Consider the following 18053-nt stretch of genomic DNA (forward strand, 5'->3'; position numbering starts at 1 on the left):
TGGCAAATGAAAAAGCCCTCCCCATGTCGGGGAGGGCTTTTTTTATGGCTGCCAGGACCGCCAACGTAACCCCGGGGCCATCCGGCGGGTTAGACCAACCCGGACAGGGCTTGATTTTGACTTTGATGCAATACGACGTGTTGATAATTGGCGCGGGCAGCGCCGGGCTGGCGGCGGCCCTCACGCTGGGGCGCTGCCTGCGCCGGGTGCTGCTGGCCGACGGCGGCCGCCCGCGCAACGAATGCTCGCCCGGCGTGCACGGCTTCCTCACCCGCGACGGCGTGACGCCGGCCGAGCTGCTACGCCTGGGCCACGAGCAGCTGCGCCCCTACGAAACCGTGGAGGTGCAGTGCGTGCGCATCGAGCGCGTGGTGCCGGAGGCGGGCGGCTTCCGGGCCACCGGCTGCGGCACAGCCGACGACGCGCCGCTCAGCATCACGGCCCGGCGGGTGCTGCTGGCCACCGGCGTGGCCGACGTGTTGCCGCCGCTGCCGGGCTTTCGGGAGCTGTGGGGGCGGGGCGTGCTGCACTGCCCGTACTGCCACGGCTGGGAGGTGCGGGGCCAGCCCCTGGCCGTGTACGGGCAGGGCCGCACCGTGACGGGCCTGGCCCTGCTGGTGAGCCGCTGGAGCCCGGACGTGGTGGTGGTGACCGACGGCCCCGGGCACCTCACGCCCAACGCCCGGCGCCGCCTGCGTCGCCACCACATTCGCGTCAACGAGGAGCCCATTGCCCGGCTCATTGGTACCAAGGAGCGCGACTTGCACTGCATCGAGTTTGCGGATGGCAGCCGGCTGGAACGGGCTGCCGTGTTCCTGCACGCGCCGCAGCTGCAGCGCAGCGCCCTAGCCGAGGAAATGGGCGCCCGCATCACCAGCAAAGGTGCCGTGTGGGTCGACTCGGGCCTGCAAACATCGGTGCCCTACGTGTATGCCGCCGGCGACACCACGCCCGGCGCCCAGCAGGCCCTGATAGCCGCCGCCGAGGGCAACCGGGCCGCCATTCTCATCAACGAAAGCCTGACGCGCGAGGAGTGCCCGCGCTGAGCCGCGCTACCGCACGAGCTGCGACAGCACCTGCAAGGCGGCGCGGGCGCGCGTCTTGACGGTGGCCACCGGGATGCCGAGCTGCTCGGCGGCTTCGGCCTGGGTGCAGCCGCCGAAGTACAGCAGGTCGATGACTTCGCGCTGGCGGGGCTTGAGGCGCAGCACAAATTCGCGCAGGCCGATGTGCTCGGGGTTGAACGAGGCAGGCGCCTGGGCCCGTTGGGCCCCGCCCACTTCTAGGGAGCGGGTGCCGCTATGGAAACGGTGGCGCGGGCTGCGCAGGGCATCGATGGCCTGGTTGCAGCACACCCGCACCATCCAGGTGAAGAGGCGTCCGCGGTCGGCATCGTAGCGGTCAATGCTCAGCCACACCTTCAGCAGACCTTCCTGCAGCACGTCCTGGGCGAGGTTTTCATCGCGCACCAGGCGGAAAATAACAGCGAACAGATTGCGGGAATAACGGTCATGAAGGAGTTGGAGAGCTTGTTCGTCGCGGGCCAGGAGGCGCTGCACCAGCAATTCCTCCTCGGCCGCCGCCAGCAGCGCCAGGGTTGATTTCATACGGGACAACAGCCGAAGCCAGCCCAAGCCCGGGCGGCATCGGTGTTAGGGATAGAAAATGTGGACTTGAATAGTAGGAGTTTAGAACGGATAAAGGCGAGGTAAGGCGATGACCGCAGCTATATAATTTTGGCCTGACGCCAAAGCTGGATAAGAATAGTAAGAGGTGGTGCAGCAGACCTACGGCAGGATGCGGGCAAGTGGATTGGCACGAAGAAGAAAACCCAGGGGCGCGGGGGGCACGCAGGCAGCCCGGGGCATCACATTTTTGCCCTTTAGCAAACAAGTAGGGGCCGGTGCGGCTTACGCTGTGCCCCGCGCCAACTCAACCGTAGCGCGGGGCCAGCTATTCTGCTTATGACACCTACCATCGTTGCGCTGCATTGCTGGGCCAGCTCCGGCCGCGAGTACGACCTGCTCAAGGCGCTGCTGCCCGCCGGCGTGCGCCTGCTCGCGCCCAGTTTGCCAGGTTTTGGCGGCCAGCCCGTGCCCGCCGGTTTTGATTATTCGGTGCGGGCTTATGCCGATTGGATTGCCGACTTCCTGGCGCAGCATGAGGTGGCCGAGTTCACGCTGATTGGCCACAGCATGAGCGGAAAAATGGCGCTGGCGCTGGCGGCGCGGCGCCCGTCCGGCCTGCGCCGCCTGGTGCTGCTGTCGCCCTCGCCGCCCCCGGGCGAGCCCATGTCCGACGAAGACCGGGCCGCCTCCGTGGCTGCGCACGGCAAGCCCGAGGAAGCGGCCAAAACATTCGAAAAGATAACCCGGCGCCCCATTGCGCCCGAACTCCGGGCCCACGTCATTGCCGACAACCTGCGCACCTCGAAAGCCGCCTGGACCCGCTGGCTGCTGGAAGGCGCCCGCGAAGACATTTCGGCCCTGCTGCCGCGCATCAACGTGCCCTGCCAACTGCTGGTGGGCGAGGGCGACACCGCCATTACGCCCGACACGCAACGCCGCCTCACCCTGCCGTTGCTGCCGGCGGGCACGCAGTTTCAGGAAGTGCCGGGGGCTGGCCATCTGCTGCCGTTGGAGGCTCCGGCCGAGGTGCAGGCGGCGGTAGAAGGGTAGGGGCGTCCTGCCCCGTGGTTTACTCCAGCGCGCGGCTTCGGAAAAGCAGGAAGCCCAGGTGGCCGTAGATGCCGAAACGTTCGGCGGGGTCGTCGTAGAAGCGGGCGTGCAAGGCCAGCGGGCCCACCGGCGTCTGGAAAATCAGGCCCGTGCTGGCCGTCACGCGCGGGCGGTCGAAGCCGGAGCGGCGCACAGCCGTTTGCAACTCCCCTTGCTTCAGGGGCTGGGCGTTGACGTGCGCGTACACTTCGGTGCGCCACTCCAGCTTTTTCAAAAAAGGCTGGGTGTAGCGCAAGCCCACGGCGCCGTAGCGCGACGAGCGGTAAGCATCCAGAAACAGCGTGCGCGAGTCGGGCAGCGGCGCAAACACCGGCGCAATGGTCTGCGTCGAGCGAAATGTGGTGAACAGCGGCTGCGAGCTCACCATCAGCTCGCCGAAATAGCCCCAGGCGTGGCGTTCTTTTTTCAGGGAGAAATACCGCTCCACCGTGGCCCGGAACTGCAGCCACTCGCGGTGCTGGGTGTTGGCCAGCTGCTCGGCCGTGGAGCCGGGCGTGTAGGTCGACGAGCCCGTGACGCCGCGCAGCGTGTATACGTAGCGGTGGCCGCTGGAAGCGTACTGCTTGCGGTTGAGGGTATTGCGGGCCAGGCGCAGGGCGGCCGTGGCGCCCCTGAACACGGTGGCGTCCAGCACGTCGGCCGACTTGATTTCCGTGGAGTTGGTGTACTCGTCCTTGGTCACGAAGGTGGCCACGTCGAACAGCAGGCGGCTGCGGTAAGTGGGGCTGATGCCAAACTGCCCGCCCAGTTTGGTGTCCTGCTGCCGCACCTGCGTGTTGATTACATCGCGACCCAGCACGCCGCCCGTGTTCTGGTAATCCCACTGGTTGTAGGTCACTTCGGGCTCGAAGAAATAGGCAAACTTGGCCGGGATGTTGACACGGAACGAGCCGTGCGCGCCGTTGTAGAAGCGGCCCAGGCTCACGTCGGCCGAGGCCGTGTAGAGCAGCCGGCGCAGGTAGCGGTACTCCACCCCAAAATACAGGTTGTCGATGGGCCGGTTCGAGAGCACGAAGCCGACCTCGGTGCTCACGTTGTTGTTGCGCTGGGCGTCCACGCTGAACACGTAGCCCTGACGGGCCGCGTCGTAGCGAATGCGCGGGTAAATGTTCTTGAAATAGTCGTCCGACGCCAGCCGGTAGTAGCCCTCTTCAATGTCGTCGAGCGAGTATTCCCGGCCCGACTTGCGGAAAAACCGCGCCGCGTACTCGTTCTGGTCGGGCCGCAGGCCATTCACCTTCACCTGAATGAAGCGCGGCTTGGGCGCCAGCCCCTGGAAGGCCAGCCGCCGCCGCTGCAGGTCGGCCGCGTCAACGCGGCGCCCGATGCGGGCTTTTATCTTTTCCATGCTGCGCAGGGCGGCCGTGTCGCCTTCGGCAATGAAGTCCTTCACCCGGTCAAAATCGCCCACGCCCATGCCCTCGAGGTCGGGCTGGATGTAGATGCCGTTGCGGCCCACGCTGCCCGTGTCGGCCACGCTCGTGCCCAGAAAAGCCACGGTGCTGGCCAGCAGCGCGTCGTCGTTTTTGGGGTATTTCTTGAACGCCACGTCGCCCACGTTCACCCCGATGATGATGTCCGGGGCGAACGTCTTCTTCATGGCGGTGGTGGGGAAGTTGTCGTACACCGCGCCGTCGTAATAGTACTTCCCGTCGAGGTTGCGGATGGGCCGAAACGCCAGCGGAAACGACATAGAATTGCGAATGGCGTCCGAAAGCGAACCCTTGCTCTGCTCCACCACCTGCCGCGTAAACACCTCCGAGGCCATGCAGCGGAAGGGCACGAAGAGCTTGTTGAAGTCGTAGCCGCTGGCGGCCGAGGCCGGTGCCAGCTTCTCGGCCAGCGCCAGGTTCAGGTTCAGGTCGTTCACCAGGTTGGTGCTCACTCGGGCCTTGAACGTGGAATCGATGGCAATGCCAAGCCGCAGGGCCGACGGCGACGGCTCGGCCGTGAGAAAGTTGAAGGTCTTGCTCTCCAACGGCTTGCCCGAGGTCCAGTTTTGGAATTCGGGGTTGAGCACAATTTGCTCAATTTCCTCCGGAGAATAGCCGGCCGCGTACATGCCGCCCACCACCGCGCCCATGCTCGTCCCCACAATGTAGTCGATGGGTATGTGGTTCTTTTCCAGCTGTTTGAGCACCCCAATGTGCGCTAGGCCCTTGGCCCCGCCGCCGCTGAGCACCAGCCCCACTTTTTGGGCTTGGGCCGAAAGGAGAGAAAGAGCCGCCAGCACCAGGGCCGGCAGCAATCGGGAGGAGAAATAAGCCATAAAATGCAGAAAAAAACGTAGCTCAGGGGCTCGTTACTGCCGCTGGTACGCCGCGTCGGGCTCCCGGGTTTTTATCGACAGTAGGCTGCGCAATATTGCATGATTATCAACTGAATAATATCGGATGCAAGGGCTCCGGGTCTTCTGCTCGCACGCGCCACACCCGCCCTACCGCGTCAGATTGTCGGCCCTACCCCCAAAGCCTACCGTAACGCGCAGCCGCCCATGTGCTTCGGCCAGCGCCAGCTGCAACCCCAGCCCCTGCGCCAGCCGGCCGGCTATCCACAGGCCCAGGCCGGTGCCGGGGGCCAGCGGGTCGGCCTGGTACCAGGCGGTGGTGAGCTGGGCCAAGTGGTTGCCCAGCGGGGCCGCCAACTCATTTTCGATGCTGATAACGGGGCCGGCTTGCAGGCGCAGCACCACGCCGGTGCCGGGGCGGGCGTGCTTGCGGGCGTTGTCGAGCAGGTTCAGCAGGAGCGTGGTGAGCTGGTCGGCGTCGGTTTCCACTGTGGCCTGCACGGCAGAGTCCTCCTCGGGCAGCTCGATGGTGAGCGTGCGGCCCGCGGCCCGAAAGCGCGGCAGCTCCCGGTCGGCCAAGGCCAGTAGCAGTTCGGCCAGCGCCACGGGCCGCCGGCGCAGCGGCAGCGCGGCCCCGTTGCCCAGCCGGCCCACCAGCAGAAAGTCGTCCACGAGGCGGCTCAGGCGGGCCAGCTCGGCATCGTGGCCGGCCAGTGCGGCGCGGGTGGCGGGCGGCAGGGCGGGGTCGCGCCCGCTCACGTCGAGGCCGGTTTGCAGGGTGGCCAGCGGCGTGCGCAGCTCGTGGGCGGCCGCGGCCAGAAAGTTGGCCTGGGACGTAGCCTGTCCGCGCAGCCGGGTCAGCAGCTGGTTCAGCGTTTCGGCCAGTTCCTGCACCTCATCGCCGGTGTCGGGCACGGGCAGGGGCGCAATGTCCTGCGCCTGCTGAATGCGGCGGGCCTGCGCGGCCATGCGCCGCAGGGGCCGCAGCGCTACGCCGGCCACCAGCAGCGCCAGTGCCCCGGCCAGCCCGGCGCTGCCCAGCAGCCCCAGCCACAGCGTGCGCCGCACCCGGGCCAGGGCTTTTTCGAGGGGCGCGGCGGGATGGGCCAGCCAGAGCGTGAGGCGTCCGGTGGGCTCGGCGTAGTCGGCGCCCGGGCCGGGCGGGGCGGCTAGCCGGGCCACGGCCACCACGCGGCCGTGGCGCAGCTCGTGGCCGGGCGCGGCGGGTCGGGGCAGGCCGCCGGTGTCGCGGGCCGGCCAGCCGTCCGAGCGAAACAGCTCGCGGGCGGGCCGCCCGGCTTCCTCAAATACCAGGCGCATGGTTTCGCCGGTTTGGTCGGGTAAGGGCAGCGTGGGTTGTGGGTCGAGGCTGACGCGACTCAGTAGCTGCTCGGCGCGCAGGCGCAGGCGCTCATCGTCGGCGCGGGCCAGCTGGCGGCCCAGGCTGCGATATTGGTAGCTGCCCGCGGCCAGCGTGGCCAGCCCAAACACCATCCCAAACACCAGCAGCAGCTGCCCGCGCAGGCCCAGCCGGAAGCGTTTTTGGGTGGGTGGGGCGGGGGCGAAAGTCATTAGGTAAGGAGGAATGAAAAGAGAACGTCATGCAGAGCACAGCGAAGCATCTTTACCGCGCAACGAAATTCAATCGATTACAATTGAGGTAAAGATGCTTCGCTGTGCTCTGCATGACATCCTTTTCTGCATGACGTTCTTCTAAACAACGCTACCCCGCCGTCACCGGCTCGCGCAGCCGGTAGCCCTGCCCAATCACCGTTTCCAGCAACGCGGGCGCGGGGGCAAAGTCCCGGTCGAGCTTGCGGCGCAGCTGCGAGATGTGCACCTCAATCACGTTCGAACCCATGTCGTAGTCCACGTCCCACACTTTTTCGGCCAGCCGCGTTTTGCTCACCACGCGGCCGGCATTACGCAGCAGCAGCTCCAGCACCGCAAACTCACGGTTGGTGAGGCTGAGGGTTCGGCCGGCGCGCGTCACCACCCGGCCCAGCGGGTCGAGCACGAGGTCGGCCAGGCGCAGGGCCTCGGCGCCGGCCGGAGCGGCCGTTTTGCGGCCGATGATGTGCAGGCGGGCCAGCAGCTCATCAAAAGCGAAAGGCTTGCGCAGGTAATCCACGGCGCCGGCTTCGAGTCCTCTCACCACGTGCTGCGTGTCGGTGAGGGCGCTCAGGATGAGGACGGGCGTTTGAATGCCGAACTCGCGCAGGTTGCGCAGCACGTCGAGGCCGCTCTGGCCGGGCAGCATCAGGTCGAGCAGCACGGCGTCGTAGGGCGTGGTGGCGGCTTGCTCCAGGCCCTCGGGGCCGGTGGCGGCCACATCGGCCACGTGCCCGGCCTGCGTGAGGCCCTGCTGAATGAACCTCGCCAGCCGGGCCTCGTCTTCGACAATGAGAATGCGCATGAAGAAATAGTATGAAAAGAACAGCAAAAAAGAACGTCATGCTGAGCGTAGTCGAAGCATCTCTCCCGCAATAGTAATCCTGTCAATTGGATTGCGTTGAGCAGTAGAGATGCTTCGGCTTCGCTCAGCATGACGTGCTGGTTTAGGTCATGAAGTTCAGGCGTCAGCTCGGGTTACAGCTGGGCTACCGTACCAAGTACTTCACGCCGCCCACGGCCAGCGTCTGGGCGTGCACCACGCGCGGGGCGGTGGTGCCGGCCACGCGGGCCTCGCCGGGCTGGGCGGTGCGCAGGTCGCCGGTGGCTTCCAAAGCGGTACCCACCGTCAGCTTATTGCCCAGCTGCTCCAGCGCGTGAGGCGGCAGCTGCACCACCGTCTGGTCGCTGAGCACCACGCCGCGGATGCGGCCTTTGGGGTCGCGCCGCAGCTCCTTGATGTTGCCCTTGGCCGTAGCCGTTTCCGGCGTGGGCGGGGTGCTGGGGCGCGCGGGCGGCGCGTCGTTGATGGTCTGGCTGCCGCTGGTCAGGCTCACGAAGCGGAAGTGGCTGCGGCCATCGGGGCCGGTGTGACGCACGCCGCTCACCGTCACGGCGCTGCCGGCTTTGGCGGTGGCCTGCAGCTGCTTGCCCAAGTGGCGGGGGAAGCGCACGGTATCCACGGCGCCGGATTCAGGCTTCAGGATGAAGGCATCGTACACCTGGTCGTCGTTGTTGGCCAGGTAGCTGCTTAGCGTGCCGCGCACGTCGGTGATGGGTTGCAGGCCGCCCCGCTCGCCGCGCCGGCCGGGGCCGTCATGGGGACCGCCGCGCTCGCCGCGGGGGCCGCGGGGCGGGCGAGGTCCGCCGGGACCTTCGGGGCCTTCGCCATCGGCGGGCGGTGGGGGTGGGGTGGCCAGGTTGCCGGCAGTGGCTTTGGTGGCTTTCGAGGTTTTGGTTTTGACCTTGGTCACGGTTTGGGCCTCGGCCTGTGGGTGGCCGGCGAGCAGGGCGGCGGCCAGCAGGGCCACCGAGTAAAAGGGCTTATTCATTGGGAAGTGGGAAAAATGCGGTTGATGAAGAAGGAGTAGTAAGCGTCGGCGAACTCCGGTTGCTCTTCCGACGATACAAAATTTCTACCGCGCCCTGAGGCCCGCCTGAAGGCCAGATTAATTTTTCTTCAGGTCAATAAGTCGGGCGCCGGCTCCTGCTGTTCGGAGGGCATAGGGGCTGCGCTGGACGGTGGGTTTCTGTTTTTATATTGCTGTCGCTCTGCTGCCTGTGCCGAGCTGGTGCCGCTGTGAAACCCTCGGAGCTTATGAGAAACGCTTACCGATTATTCGTCCTGCTTTTTGCGCTCTCGGCTAAAGGGCAAAATTTCATGCCCTTTCACCCAGGCGCGCTGCTGCAATACAGTGCCGCTGCTGGCGACTCCGTGCGCCTGTTGCAACTGGAACGCCGCGGGGCGACCGGGCTTCCCGGCCAAGACTCCCTATACCTGTTTGCCGACCGGGCCGCAGTACCCCGGAATACCAACCCGACGGCCATGTTTTTTGGCTGCTGGGCCCGCTGGGGGCGCGGTGGCCCCTTCGGGCAGGCGCTGCTGGTTACCCGGGCCGGCACCATGCGGGCCGAGTATACCTTATTGGGCGGCTACGACGCCGCGCGGCTGGGCTACGCCCTGGCGCTGCTGCTCAAGCCGCGGGCGCCGCTCAACCAGACGTGGACCGCCGACGACTGGGGCACTACGGCCCGGGTAACGAACCGCACCGTGGCCCCCGTGCTCGGCGTGCCCGATTCGGTGGTGACCATTACGTTTTCCAACGGCCAGCAACTGCTGCTCAGCAAGCTGCACGGACTCGTAGAAGGCCCTGCGCTGGACTATTTTGCCACCGGAGGGGCGCCCCGGCGCCAGGTCCTGACCGCGGTGCCGAGTGCCCGACTGGGCCAGGCCAAACTGGGCGCGCTGGCCATTTATGACTTTCAGCCCGGCGACCGGTTCGTATATCGGTACGAGCAAAGCGCGGCGTTTGGCAATCCTACGTTGCCACCCGCCCTTAGCTACCTGTTCGCCGATAGCATCATCAGCCGAACTACCAGCCGCACCGGCGACACCCTGACGTACCGCGTGCTTACCTGTTCGCAGCAGGGAAGCCGCGCCAGCACCCTGGCCACGGTGCGCTACACGTCGGCCTCGGGCCCGGGCACTCGCAGCAGCCAGCAGTACCTGCGCCGAAGCCACACGATGCTGTACGACGCGGCTCAAGGAGCCTTTCCGACCAATCGGGCCGTGCAGCGCGTGTTCTACCTTGGCACCTGCCAAGACACCTCCGCCTACGCGGGGCCTAACATCGACCTGTACTCGGGCGCGAGCTACGCGACCGGCTTGGGCGTGGTAAACAACTTCGTGTACGACTTTTTCGGGAGTAGCACGAGCACCACCCTGGTCGGCTATCGGAAGGGCGCCGAAACCTGGGGCCAGCTGCCCCGCCTGCTGTGCAGCCCGCTGGTCACCGTCGGCGGCCGCCCGGCCGTCACCACGGCGGCCTTTCCCAATCCTTTCGGCGCCGAGCTATCCGTGGCCTTCAGCTCGGCGCACGCGCAGGCCGTGGCTCTCACGCTGCACGACGGCCTGGGCCGGGTGGTGCTGGCCCGGCCAGCTGCGCCGCGGCCCGGCGGCCCTCAGCAGCTGGTGCTGCCCACCGCCGGCCTGCCGGCGGGGATATATACCCTGCGCCTGCAGTTCGTTGGCGAGGGCCGGACAGAGGTGCTGCGGGTGTCAAAAACGCAGTAAGCGCGCTGGGCTCACCACTTCTTGAAAATCACATACACGGCCGCCACCAGCAGCCCGAAGCCCACAATGTGGTTCCAGCCCAGCTTGTCGGTTTTGAACACAAACACAGCGCAGAGGGTGAACACCGTGAGCGTGATGACTTCCTGAATGACCTTGAGCTGAAACAGGCTGAACGGCCCGCCGTTTTCCTCGAACCCCAGCCGGTTGGCCGGCACCTGGAAGATGTATTCGAACAAGGCCAGCCCCCAGCTCACCAGAATAACGCCAAACAGCCCCAGCTTGGCAAACCAGGCCATTTTTTTGAACAAGTGCAGGTGCCCGTACCAGGCAAACGTCATGAACAGGTTGGAAATGGTGAGCAGCAACAGGGAATAAACGCCTTTCATGGGTGAAAACAGGAGGTAAGATGGGGATGATACGCACACTACGTGTGGTTGAGCTTTCTGAACCATGCCCTTCTTTTGCTTTCTCAACTTGGCCTCTTCTGCATGCGCACCCTCGACCCCGGTATTGGTGAAAAGTTCTCGCGCCGCACCAAGCGCGCCATCAACCACGACGGCTCGTTCAACGTGCGCCGCCGCGGCGGCCCGCACCGCCACGACCCCTACCAGTGGCTTACGCGCATGGACTGGTGGCCGTTCATCGGCTTGCTGGTGCTGTTTTTCAGCGTCCTGAACGTGGTGTTTGCCCTCATCTACCTCGCCCTGGGCCTCGAAAGCCTGCCGGGCGTGATGGCTCCGCGCGGCTGGTGGCAGGATTTTTTGAGCGCACTGTTCTTCTCTATCCAGACGTTTACCTCGGTGGGCTACGGGCACGTGTACCCGGCCACCAACGGCTCAGGCTTCGTGTCGAGCATGGAGGCGTTGGTGGGCGTGCTCACGTTTGCGTTGGCCACGGGCTTGCTCTACGGGCGGTTTTCGCGGCCCACGGCCCGCATCTATTTCAGCCGCACGGCCATCATCAGCCGGCGGGCCGATGGCACGCCCTGCCTGCAGTTCCGCATCGCCAACCAGCGCTCCAACGTGCTGATTGACCTGCAGGCCCGCGTGCTGCTCAAAACCGTGCACGAAACCACCAACGACCAAACCTACGCCCTGCTGCCGCTGGAGCGCAACGCCGTCAGCTTCTTTCCCCTGAGCTGGACGCTGGTGCACGACATCACGCCCGAGAGCCCGCTCCACGGCCTCCAGCCCGCCGATTATGAGCGCCTCGGCGTCGAAATCATCATTCAGCTGAAAGGCTACGACGACACCTTTGCGCAGGACGTGCACGCCCGAAACTCCTACACCCACGACGAGATAGAGTGGCACCGCCGCTACATCCGCGCCTACGAAGTCAACGACGACGGCATTGCCGTGCTCGACCTCGACCTGCTGCACAGCACCCAGCCGCTCGGCAATGAGTAAATGAATAAAATGGCAAACGCGAAAGTGCCTCAATTCAGGCATTTTCGCGTTTGCCGGTTTACTCATCGTGCCCCGGCGCCGACACCACCGGCTTGGCCGCGGCTTCCTTGGCTTCGCGCTCCAGGCGCTGCTTCTCGGTTTCGGAAGGCGTGCGCGGCAGCTGGCTCAAATCGGGCGAGCCGCCGTCGACCCAGCAGGTAAACCAGAAGTCGCCAATCAGGGCCGCGGCGTAGCGCATCTGGCGCTCTACCTGGCCATTCAGGCGGGCGTGGTAAGCCTTGCTGAACTCCCGCGAATACGTTCGCACGGTGTTGTTGCCGCGCTGCTCGTAGCCGAACTTTTGGTCGCCGGCTGACTGGGCCGTCAGTTGCCGCTCAAACAGCAGCACCGAATCGACGGCCGCGTGCGAACGAATGACGGCCGCCCAGATGGCGTCCGTGGGATTGTCGAGGTATTCGGCCTTGCCCGAAAACAGGTCGTAGTCGGCGCTCAGCAGCTCGGGCAGCCGCGACTCCCACAGCCCGTGAATGCCGCGCTGGCCGGTGAGCTGGCCGTTGTAGTTGCGGGTGGTGTGCAGCGGCACGCAGGCGTCGGCCACGTAGTGCCCCATGTCGGCCGAGAGGCGCAGAATCCGGTCCGTGTCCTTGGCCTTGAAGGCGGCGGTGAGCTGGTTTTTCATGGCCACCACGTTCCAGGGCACAATGCCGTGGCGCTGCAGCGAGTCTTCGCCGTAGCGGGCCACGGCATCGGCGTATTTGCGCGGCAGCTTGTACTCGGCGCTGTCGCCGTAGCGGTCCACGTCCAGGAAGTGCTTGGGAGCCTCGTCGGGCACCACGGTGCGGCGCGAGTCGGGCCGGGTGGCGTTCACCGTGAGGTACTCAATATTGGCTTTGTAGAAGCCTATCATGCCGGGCGGCAGCGTGTACACCGCCAGCCGGTTCAGCAAGCGGTGACCGAAAAAGCCCCAAGCCTGCGCCCGGTAGGCCACGAGCAGCAGCGGCAAACAAATCAGCAGGAAATAACCGGATTTTTTCACGGCTAACAAGGTACGAAGCCGGGTGCTACAAATTCGTGAAATCAGTACAAAATAGTCATGCCGAGCGCAGCCGAGGCATCTCGCGGGCAACAGTAATCCAATGGTCAGGATTAACTACCGTCCACGAGATGCCTCGGCTGCGCTCGGCATGACGTTCAATTTTCGCCCCGCTTAGCGCCGCCGGCCGTCGCCGGCGAACTTCATGCGGTAGTCGTGCTTCACGTCGCCCTTGCTGATGCGCGCCAGCTTGCCCTTCAGCAGCTGCTTCTTGAAGCCCGACAGCTTATCGGTGAAGAGAATGCCCTCCAGGTGGTCGTACTCGTGCTGAATGACGCGCGCGGCCATGCCCGAAAAGGCCTCCTCGTGCACCTGGCGGTTTTCGTCCTCGTAGCGCAGCACGATGTCGGCGTGGCGCGTCACTAGTTCGCGCACGCCGGGAATGCTCAGGCAGCCTTCCTCGAAGCCCCATTCCTCGCCGGTTTCGCTCACCATCTGCGGGTTGAGGAAGGCGCGCTTGATGCCCTCTTCGGGCACTTCGCCTTCTTCCAGTTCGGCTAGGTCTTCCTCGTCCAGCTCCACCATGGGCGTGGTATCAATCACAAACAGGCGCACGGCTTTGCCTATTTGAGGCGCCGCCAGGCCCACGCCATTGGCCGAGTACATGGTTTCGTACATGTCGTCAACCAGCCGCTTGAGCTCGTCAGCGGGCAGGTCGGCGGGCAGGTTTTTGGCTTTGGTTTTCAGCACGGGGTCGCCGATGGCGACAATGGAGTAAATCATGGTATTAGGGACTATATGGCCGTCATGCAGGGCACAGCATCTTGCCCGCCGCCACTACTCTATTAGGATGCTTCGCTTCGCTCCGCATGACGTTTTTTCAAACAACTAAACAGGTTACACTTCCCGCATCAGCGGCGATTCGAGAAAGGACTGCAAAATTAAGGTGGCACTGATGCGGTCCACGGTGGCTTTGTCGCGGCGCGCCTTCTGGCCCAGGCCGCCGGCCAGCATGGTGGCGTGGGCCATGCGCGAGGTAAACCGCTCGTCGAGCTCGTGCACGGGCACATCGGGCAGCTCGCGGCGCAGCGTGCGCAGCAGGCCCACCACGGCACTGGTCACGTCGGTGGGTTCGTTGAGCAGCGTGCGCGGCATGCCCACCACCACGGCGCGCAACGGCTCGCGCTGGTGGTAGGCCTTCACGTACGTCACCAGGTCTTTGCTATGAATGGTATCGAGCGGCGAGGCAATCAGGCACAGCGGGTCGGTGGCGGCGAGGCCGACGCGCTTGTTTCCATAGTCGATAGCGAGAATACGGCCCATGTGCCCGGGGTGCTGATGCGGAAAGGAGACGGCCGCCGCGGCCGCGGTGCAAAGATACGGCAGGGGGGAGGGCTCAATCCGAAACCTGGCCGTGGTCGTACCTGCTGACCCGCCCGACGCTGGCCCCGGAAAACTTCATATTCAGCGTGATTTCACCCGGGCTCATCGAATGCTTTTCAATGACGACTATGTAAAGTACCAAATTGCATTGTCAAATAAGATGCACTTAAGCACGATTTATAATTGCAATATCCCGTAGATGTTAACCGTTTATTTGCTTTTTGAACTTAATTTACTGTATTTATTAAAGAAAATAGCTTTTCCCTATGCCTTTTGCATGGTGGCTAAGAAAGTTTCAATAGTTTTGATTTCAACTTACGATTTATTCTATACGCTAACTTCTATACTCTATTAATGTCTGCTACCTCTCCCGACGTTCCGGAACGTGCTCGGCTGGCTGCCCCTCGGCGGCTGCGCGGGTGGCTGCGGCAGGGCGCGTTGCTCACGCTGGCCATGGCCTGCGGCGTGCTGGTGGCCAACAACCCTTTCCGGCCCTCGTCGGAAAATCCCGACGCCACGGCCCGCGGCTACCTGCGCTTCAAGGAGATTCTGAGCTACGTGGACCGCGACTACGCCGACTCCGTCGACACCGAAGGGCTGGCCGATTACGCCGTGGTGCAGATGCTGGAAAAGCTCGACCCGCACTCGGTGTACATTCCGGCCCGGGAGCGCGACAAAACCGACGCCTTCCTGCAGAGCGACTACGACGGCGTGGGCCTCGAATTCAACCTCTTTCGCGATACCGTGACGGTGGTGGCCCCGCTCAGCGGCGGCCCGGCCGAGCAGGCCGGCGTGCAGCCCGGCGACCAGATTCTGAGCATCGCCGGCAAGCGCGTGTCGGGCGCACACCTGACCACGGCCCGCCTCACCGAGCTGCTGCGCGGCCCCCGCGGCAGCAGCGTGGCCGTGGAGCTGCGCCGCCGGCACCTGGGCCAGTCGCTGCGGCTGAGCATTGCCCGCAGCCGCATCACCAACTCCTCCATCGACGCGGCCTACTTGGTGGATGACCAGACCGGCTACATCAAGGTGAGCCGCTTTGCCTCGAATACTTACGACGAGTTCAAGGCCGCGCTGGTAGACCTGCGTCGGCAGGGCCTCACGCGCCTCGTGCTTGACCTGCGCGGCAACCCCGGCGGCTACCTCGACCGTGCCACTCGCCTGGCCGATGAGTTCATCGCCGGCTCGCGCAAAATCGTGTACACCGACGGCAAAGGCGAGCAATACGACTCGCAGACCTACGCCAAAGTGGCCGGCGAATTTGAGGAAGGCGCCTTGGTGGTGCTCGTGGACGAAGGCAGCGCCTCGGCCGCCGAAGTGGTGGCCGGCGCCCTGCAGGACCACGACCGCGCCATTCTGGTGGGCCGCCGCACCTTTGGCAAGGGCCTCGTGCAGCAGCCCATTGCCCTGAGCGACGGCGGCGAGCTGCGCCTCACCATTGCCCGCTACTACACGCCGGCGGGCCGTTCCATTCAGAAGCCCTACGGCGCCAATTACGCCGAATACAGCGCCGACGTGGCCAACCGCGCCGCCCGCGGCGAGCTGCAGTCGGCCGACAGCGTGAAGTTTGCCAAAGGCCTGCGCTTCCGCACCGACCACGGCCGCACGGTGTACGGCGGCGGCGGCATCATGCCCGACGTGTTTGTGGCCCGCGACTCGGTAGCCCACTCTGCCTACTTCACGCAGCTGATGAGCCACGGCGTGGCCCGCGCTTTTGCTCTGAACTTCTACCAGGCCCACAAAGCCGAGCTGGAAGGCCTGCGCTTCGAGCAGTTCAACGCCACCTTCCGCATCTCAGACACGCAGCTGGTGAGCTTGGCTGCCCAGGCCGCGCAGGACGGCGTGAAGGCCGATGCCGGCACCGTGCGCCGCTGCGCTGCGCTGCTTCGCAACCAGCTGAAAGCCTATATTGCCCGCAGCGCCTACGGCACGGTGGCCTACTACACGGTGCTGCGCGAGCAGGACCAGGAGCTGCAAAGTGCCCTGCACGCTGTGAGCGACAGCTCGGCACAACTGGCGCTACTAGGGAAGTAGCGTACCCCCAAGCTGTGCTTGGGTTGAAATCGTTGGCCCTCGCTCTGTCCGCGCCCAGGCTCGGCTGGGGGTACAATGCGCGGGTACGTGTTTTTCGTAACTTCACGGGCCCAACCGCAGGTCAGCGCAAGCTAATCCCACCCCTGAATTATGTCGTATTACCACCGCCTCGGCCAGATTCCGCGCAAGCGCCACACCCAGTTTCGCCAGCCCGACGGCTCCCTGTATTCGGAGCAGCTGGTGGGCACGCTGGGGTTTCACGGCGTGTCGTCGCTGCTCTACCACGTGCACCCGCCCACGCAGATTAAGCACGTGGGCGAGCCCAAGCCCTACTCGCCCAAGCTGCTGAAAGACCGGCCGCTGCAGCCCGAGCACCTGCGCACGCTGGCCCAAACCACCACCGGCGGCGACTACCTGGCCGCCCGCCAAACGCTGCTCGGCAACGCCGACGTGACCATGAGCATCTGCAACCCCACGGAAAAGCAGATGGGCTACTACTACAAAAATGCCCAGGCCGACGAAGTGATTTTCGTGCACGAAGGCCGCGGCGAGCTGTGGAGCCAGATGGGCAAAGTGGCCTTCGAGCCCGGCGACTATGTGGTGGTGCCGCGCACCATCATTCACCAGCTGCACTTTGAGGAAGGCCCCGTGCGACTGATGCTTGTGGAGTCGTTCAGCCCCGTCGAAACGGTGCGGCGCTACCGCAACCACTTCGGCCAGCTGCTGGAACACTCGCCCTACTGCGAGCGCGACATGCGCCCGCCCTCCGAGCTACTGCCCCACGACCAGCCCGAGGGCGACTACTTGGTGCAGGTGAAGAAAGAAGGCATGCTGCACCAGCTCACCTACGCCCACTCGCCCTTCGATGTGGTGGGCTGGGACGGCTATTTCTATCCCTACGCCTTCAGCATCCACGATTTTGAGCCCATCACCGGGCGCCTGCATCAGCCGCCGCCCGTGCACCAGACGTTTGAAGGGCACAACTTCGTCATCTGTTCCTTCGTGCCGCGCCTGTTCGACTACCACCCGCTCAGCATTCCGGCGCCCTACAACCACGCCAACGTGGATTCGGACGAGGTGCTGTACTACGTGGCCGGCAACTTCATGTCGCGCAAGGGCGTCGATTTGGCGTCGTTCACCTGGCACCCCACGGGGCTACCGCACGGCCCGCACCCCGGCACCGTGGAAGCCAGCCTCGGCAAAAAGGAAACCCACGAGCTGGCCGTGATGGTCGACACCTTCCGCCCGCTTTACCTCACCGAGGCGGCGCTGCCCTACGTAGACGCCCGATACCCCATGAGTTGGAACCCCGGCTTCGTGCCCGACCCGCCCCGCTCGGCCGACATGATGGACTAGGTCCGGTGGCTCGTCCGGAACTTCCGTCCTAACGTTTTTCGTATACCTTGTTCAATATTCACACATGACCATGAAAAGAGTCTTCCTCCTGGCGCCGCTGGTGCTGTTTCTGGCCCTGGTGGGCTGCAAGAAGATTGACCAACTGCTGACGTTCACCGTCGACACCTCGCAGAGCGTGGTTATTCCCGGACTGCCAGGCTCCACGCAGCTGCCCGCGCCCGTGACCGTGACCACCAACTCGGCGGCTTCTTTCCAAAACAACAAGACCACCAAAGACAAGGTGAAGGACGTGTACCTCGAACAGATGGTGCTCACCATCACCGACCCGTCGGGGGCCAACTTTGACTTTCTCGACAAGCTGGACGTGTACATCAACACGCCCAACGTGAATAACAAAATCCTGCTGGCCAGCATCAGCAGCGTGCCTCAGGGCACCAACATTATCAAGCTGACGCCCACCACCGCCCGCCTCGACGAATACCTGAAAGCCGAGACGTATGAATTGACCGTAGATTCGCGCTCAAACCGATTCAGTGCCAGTAACTTTACGGTGAAGGCTGATTCGCGCTTCAAGGTGACGGCCAACCCGCTCTAGCGCGTTTTGCCCCAAGCACGCCCAACAAAAAAGCCGGCC

The 18053-nt window shown here is 64.6% G+C and carries 16 protein-coding genes; 7 read left to right on the forward strand and 9 right to left on the reverse strand.

Annotated features, from left to right (window positions below):
- Positions 1-110: 110 nt before the first annotated feature.
- Positions 111-1046 (forward strand): NAD(P)/FAD-dependent oxidoreductase, encoded by a 936-nt coding sequence (locus MUN81_RS04380; RefSeq protein WP_245115422.1) that lies wholly within the window; start codon positions 111-113, stop codon positions 1044-1046.
- 6 nt (positions 1047-1052) lie between these two features.
- Here the strand turns inward: MUN81_RS04380 and MUN81_RS04385 are convergent, their stop codons facing one another.
- Positions 1053-1607 carry a sigma-70 family RNA polymerase sigma factor gene (locus MUN81_RS04385; protein ID WP_245115423.1) on the reverse strand — a complete coding sequence of 185 codons (555 nt, stop codon included), beginning with the start codon at positions 1605-1607 and terminating at the stop codon, positions 1053-1055.
- A gap of 357 nt (positions 1608-1964) precedes the next feature.
- On the opposite strand from MUN81_RS04385, the gene MUN81_RS04390 reads away from it, so the two are divergent.
- Positions 1965-2678, forward strand: a complete 714-nt coding sequence (locus MUN81_RS04390; RefSeq protein WP_245115425.1) for an alpha/beta hydrolase — start codon at positions 1965-1967, stop codon at positions 2676-2678.
- A 19-nt stretch (positions 2679-2697) separates the two neighbouring features.
- Here the strand turns inward: MUN81_RS04390 and MUN81_RS04395 are convergent, their stop codons facing one another.
- The 4 genes from MUN81_RS04395 to MUN81_RS04410 all read right to left on the reverse strand — a co-directional run bounded on the left by MUN81_RS04395 (position 2698) and on the right by MUN81_RS04410 (position 8468).
- Positions 2698-5007 (reverse strand): patatin-like phospholipase family protein, encoded by a 2310-nt coding sequence (locus MUN81_RS04395; RefSeq protein WP_245115426.1) that lies wholly within the window; start codon positions 5005-5007, stop codon positions 2698-2700.
- A 168-nt stretch (positions 5008-5175) separates the two neighbouring features.
- Positions 5176-6597 carry a histidine kinase dimerization/phospho-acceptor domain-containing protein gene (locus MUN81_RS04400; RefSeq protein WP_245115427.1) on the reverse strand — a complete coding sequence of 474 codons (1422 nt, stop codon included), beginning with the start codon at positions 6595-6597 and terminating at the stop codon, positions 5176-5178.
- A 151-nt stretch (positions 6598-6748) separates the two neighbouring features.
- Positions 6749-7441 carry a response regulator transcription factor gene (locus MUN81_RS04405; protein WP_245115428.1) on the reverse strand — a complete coding sequence of 231 codons (693 nt, stop codon included), beginning with the start codon at positions 7439-7441 and terminating at the stop codon, positions 6749-6751.
- A 184-nt stretch (positions 7442-7625) separates the two neighbouring features.
- Positions 7626-8468 (reverse strand): hypothetical protein, encoded by an 843-nt coding sequence (locus tag MUN81_RS04410; protein ID WP_245115429.1) that lies wholly within the window; start codon positions 8466-8468, stop codon positions 7626-7628.
- Positions 8469-8797: 329 nt separating this feature from the next.
- On the opposite strand from MUN81_RS04410, the gene MUN81_RS04415 reads away from it, so the two are divergent.
- The gene (locus MUN81_RS04415) at positions 8798-10210 is read left to right on the forward strand and encodes a T9SS type A sorting domain-containing protein (protein WP_245115431.1); all 1413 of its coding nucleotides are present in this window, start codon (positions 8798-8800) and stop codon (positions 10208-10210) included.
- Positions 10211-10221: 11 nt separating this feature from the next.
- Here MUN81_RS04415 and MUN81_RS04420 read toward each other — a convergent pair whose 3' ends face one another.
- Positions 10222-10596: a DMT family protein gene (locus tag MUN81_RS04420; protein ID WP_245115432.1), complete on the reverse strand. Its 375-nt coding sequence runs from the start codon at positions 10594-10596 to the stop codon at positions 10222-10224.
- Positions 10597-10698: 102 nt separating this feature from the next.
- Here MUN81_RS04420 and MUN81_RS04425 point away from each other — a divergent pair, with 102 nt between their 5' ends.
- The gene (locus MUN81_RS04425; protein ID WP_245115434.1) at positions 10699-11616 is read left to right on the forward strand and encodes an ion channel; all 918 of its coding nucleotides are present in this window, start codon (positions 10699-10701) and stop codon (positions 11614-11616) included.
- 58 nt (positions 11617-11674) lie between these two features.
- Here MUN81_RS04425 and MUN81_RS04430 read toward each other — a convergent pair whose 3' ends face one another.
- The 3 genes from MUN81_RS04430 to ruvX form a co-directional block, all read right to left on the reverse strand.
- Positions 11675-12652 carry a zinc dependent phospholipase C family protein gene (locus MUN81_RS04430; RefSeq protein WP_245115435.1) on the reverse strand — a complete coding sequence of 326 codons (978 nt, stop codon included), beginning with the start codon at positions 12650-12652 and terminating at the stop codon, positions 11675-11677.
- 171 nt (positions 12653-12823) lie between these two features.
- Positions 12824-13432 (reverse strand): peptide deformylase, encoded by a 609-nt coding sequence (gene def / locus MUN81_RS04435; RefSeq protein ID WP_245115437.1) that lies wholly within the window; start codon positions 13430-13432, stop codon positions 12824-12826.
- Positions 13433-13546: 114 nt separating this feature from the next.
- Positions 13547-13972 carry a Holliday junction resolvase RuvX gene (gene ruvX, locus MUN81_RS04440; RefSeq protein WP_245115438.1) on the reverse strand — a complete coding sequence of 142 codons (426 nt, stop codon included), beginning with the start codon at positions 13970-13972 and terminating at the stop codon, positions 13547-13549.
- A gap of 414 nt (positions 13973-14386) precedes the next feature.
- Here ruvX and MUN81_RS04445 point away from each other — a divergent pair, with 414 nt between their 5' ends.
- The 3 genes from MUN81_RS04445 to MUN81_RS04455 all read left to right on the forward strand — a co-directional run bounded on the left by MUN81_RS04445 (position 14387) and on the right by MUN81_RS04455 (position 18014).
- Positions 14387-16063 (forward strand): S41 family peptidase, encoded by a 1677-nt coding sequence (locus tag MUN81_RS04445; protein WP_245115440.1) that lies wholly within the window; start codon positions 14387-14389, stop codon positions 16061-16063.
- A 150-nt stretch (positions 16064-16213) separates the two neighbouring features.
- Positions 16214-17419 (forward strand): homogentisate 1,2-dioxygenase, encoded by a 1206-nt coding sequence (locus tag MUN81_RS04450; protein ID WP_245115441.1) that lies wholly within the window; start codon positions 16214-16216, stop codon positions 17417-17419.
- 70 nt (positions 17420-17489) lie between these two features.
- A complete protein-coding gene (locus tag MUN81_RS04455) occupies positions 17490-18014 on the forward strand; it encodes a hypothetical protein (protein ID WP_245115442.1) in 525 nt (174 codons plus the stop codon).
- The last annotated feature ends 39 nt before the right edge of the window (positions 18015-18053 follow it).

The organism is Hymenobacter sp. 5317J-9 (genome assembly GCF_022921075.1).
Classification (GTDB): Bacteria; Bacteroidota; Bacteroidia; order Cytophagales; family Hymenobacteraceae; genus Hymenobacter.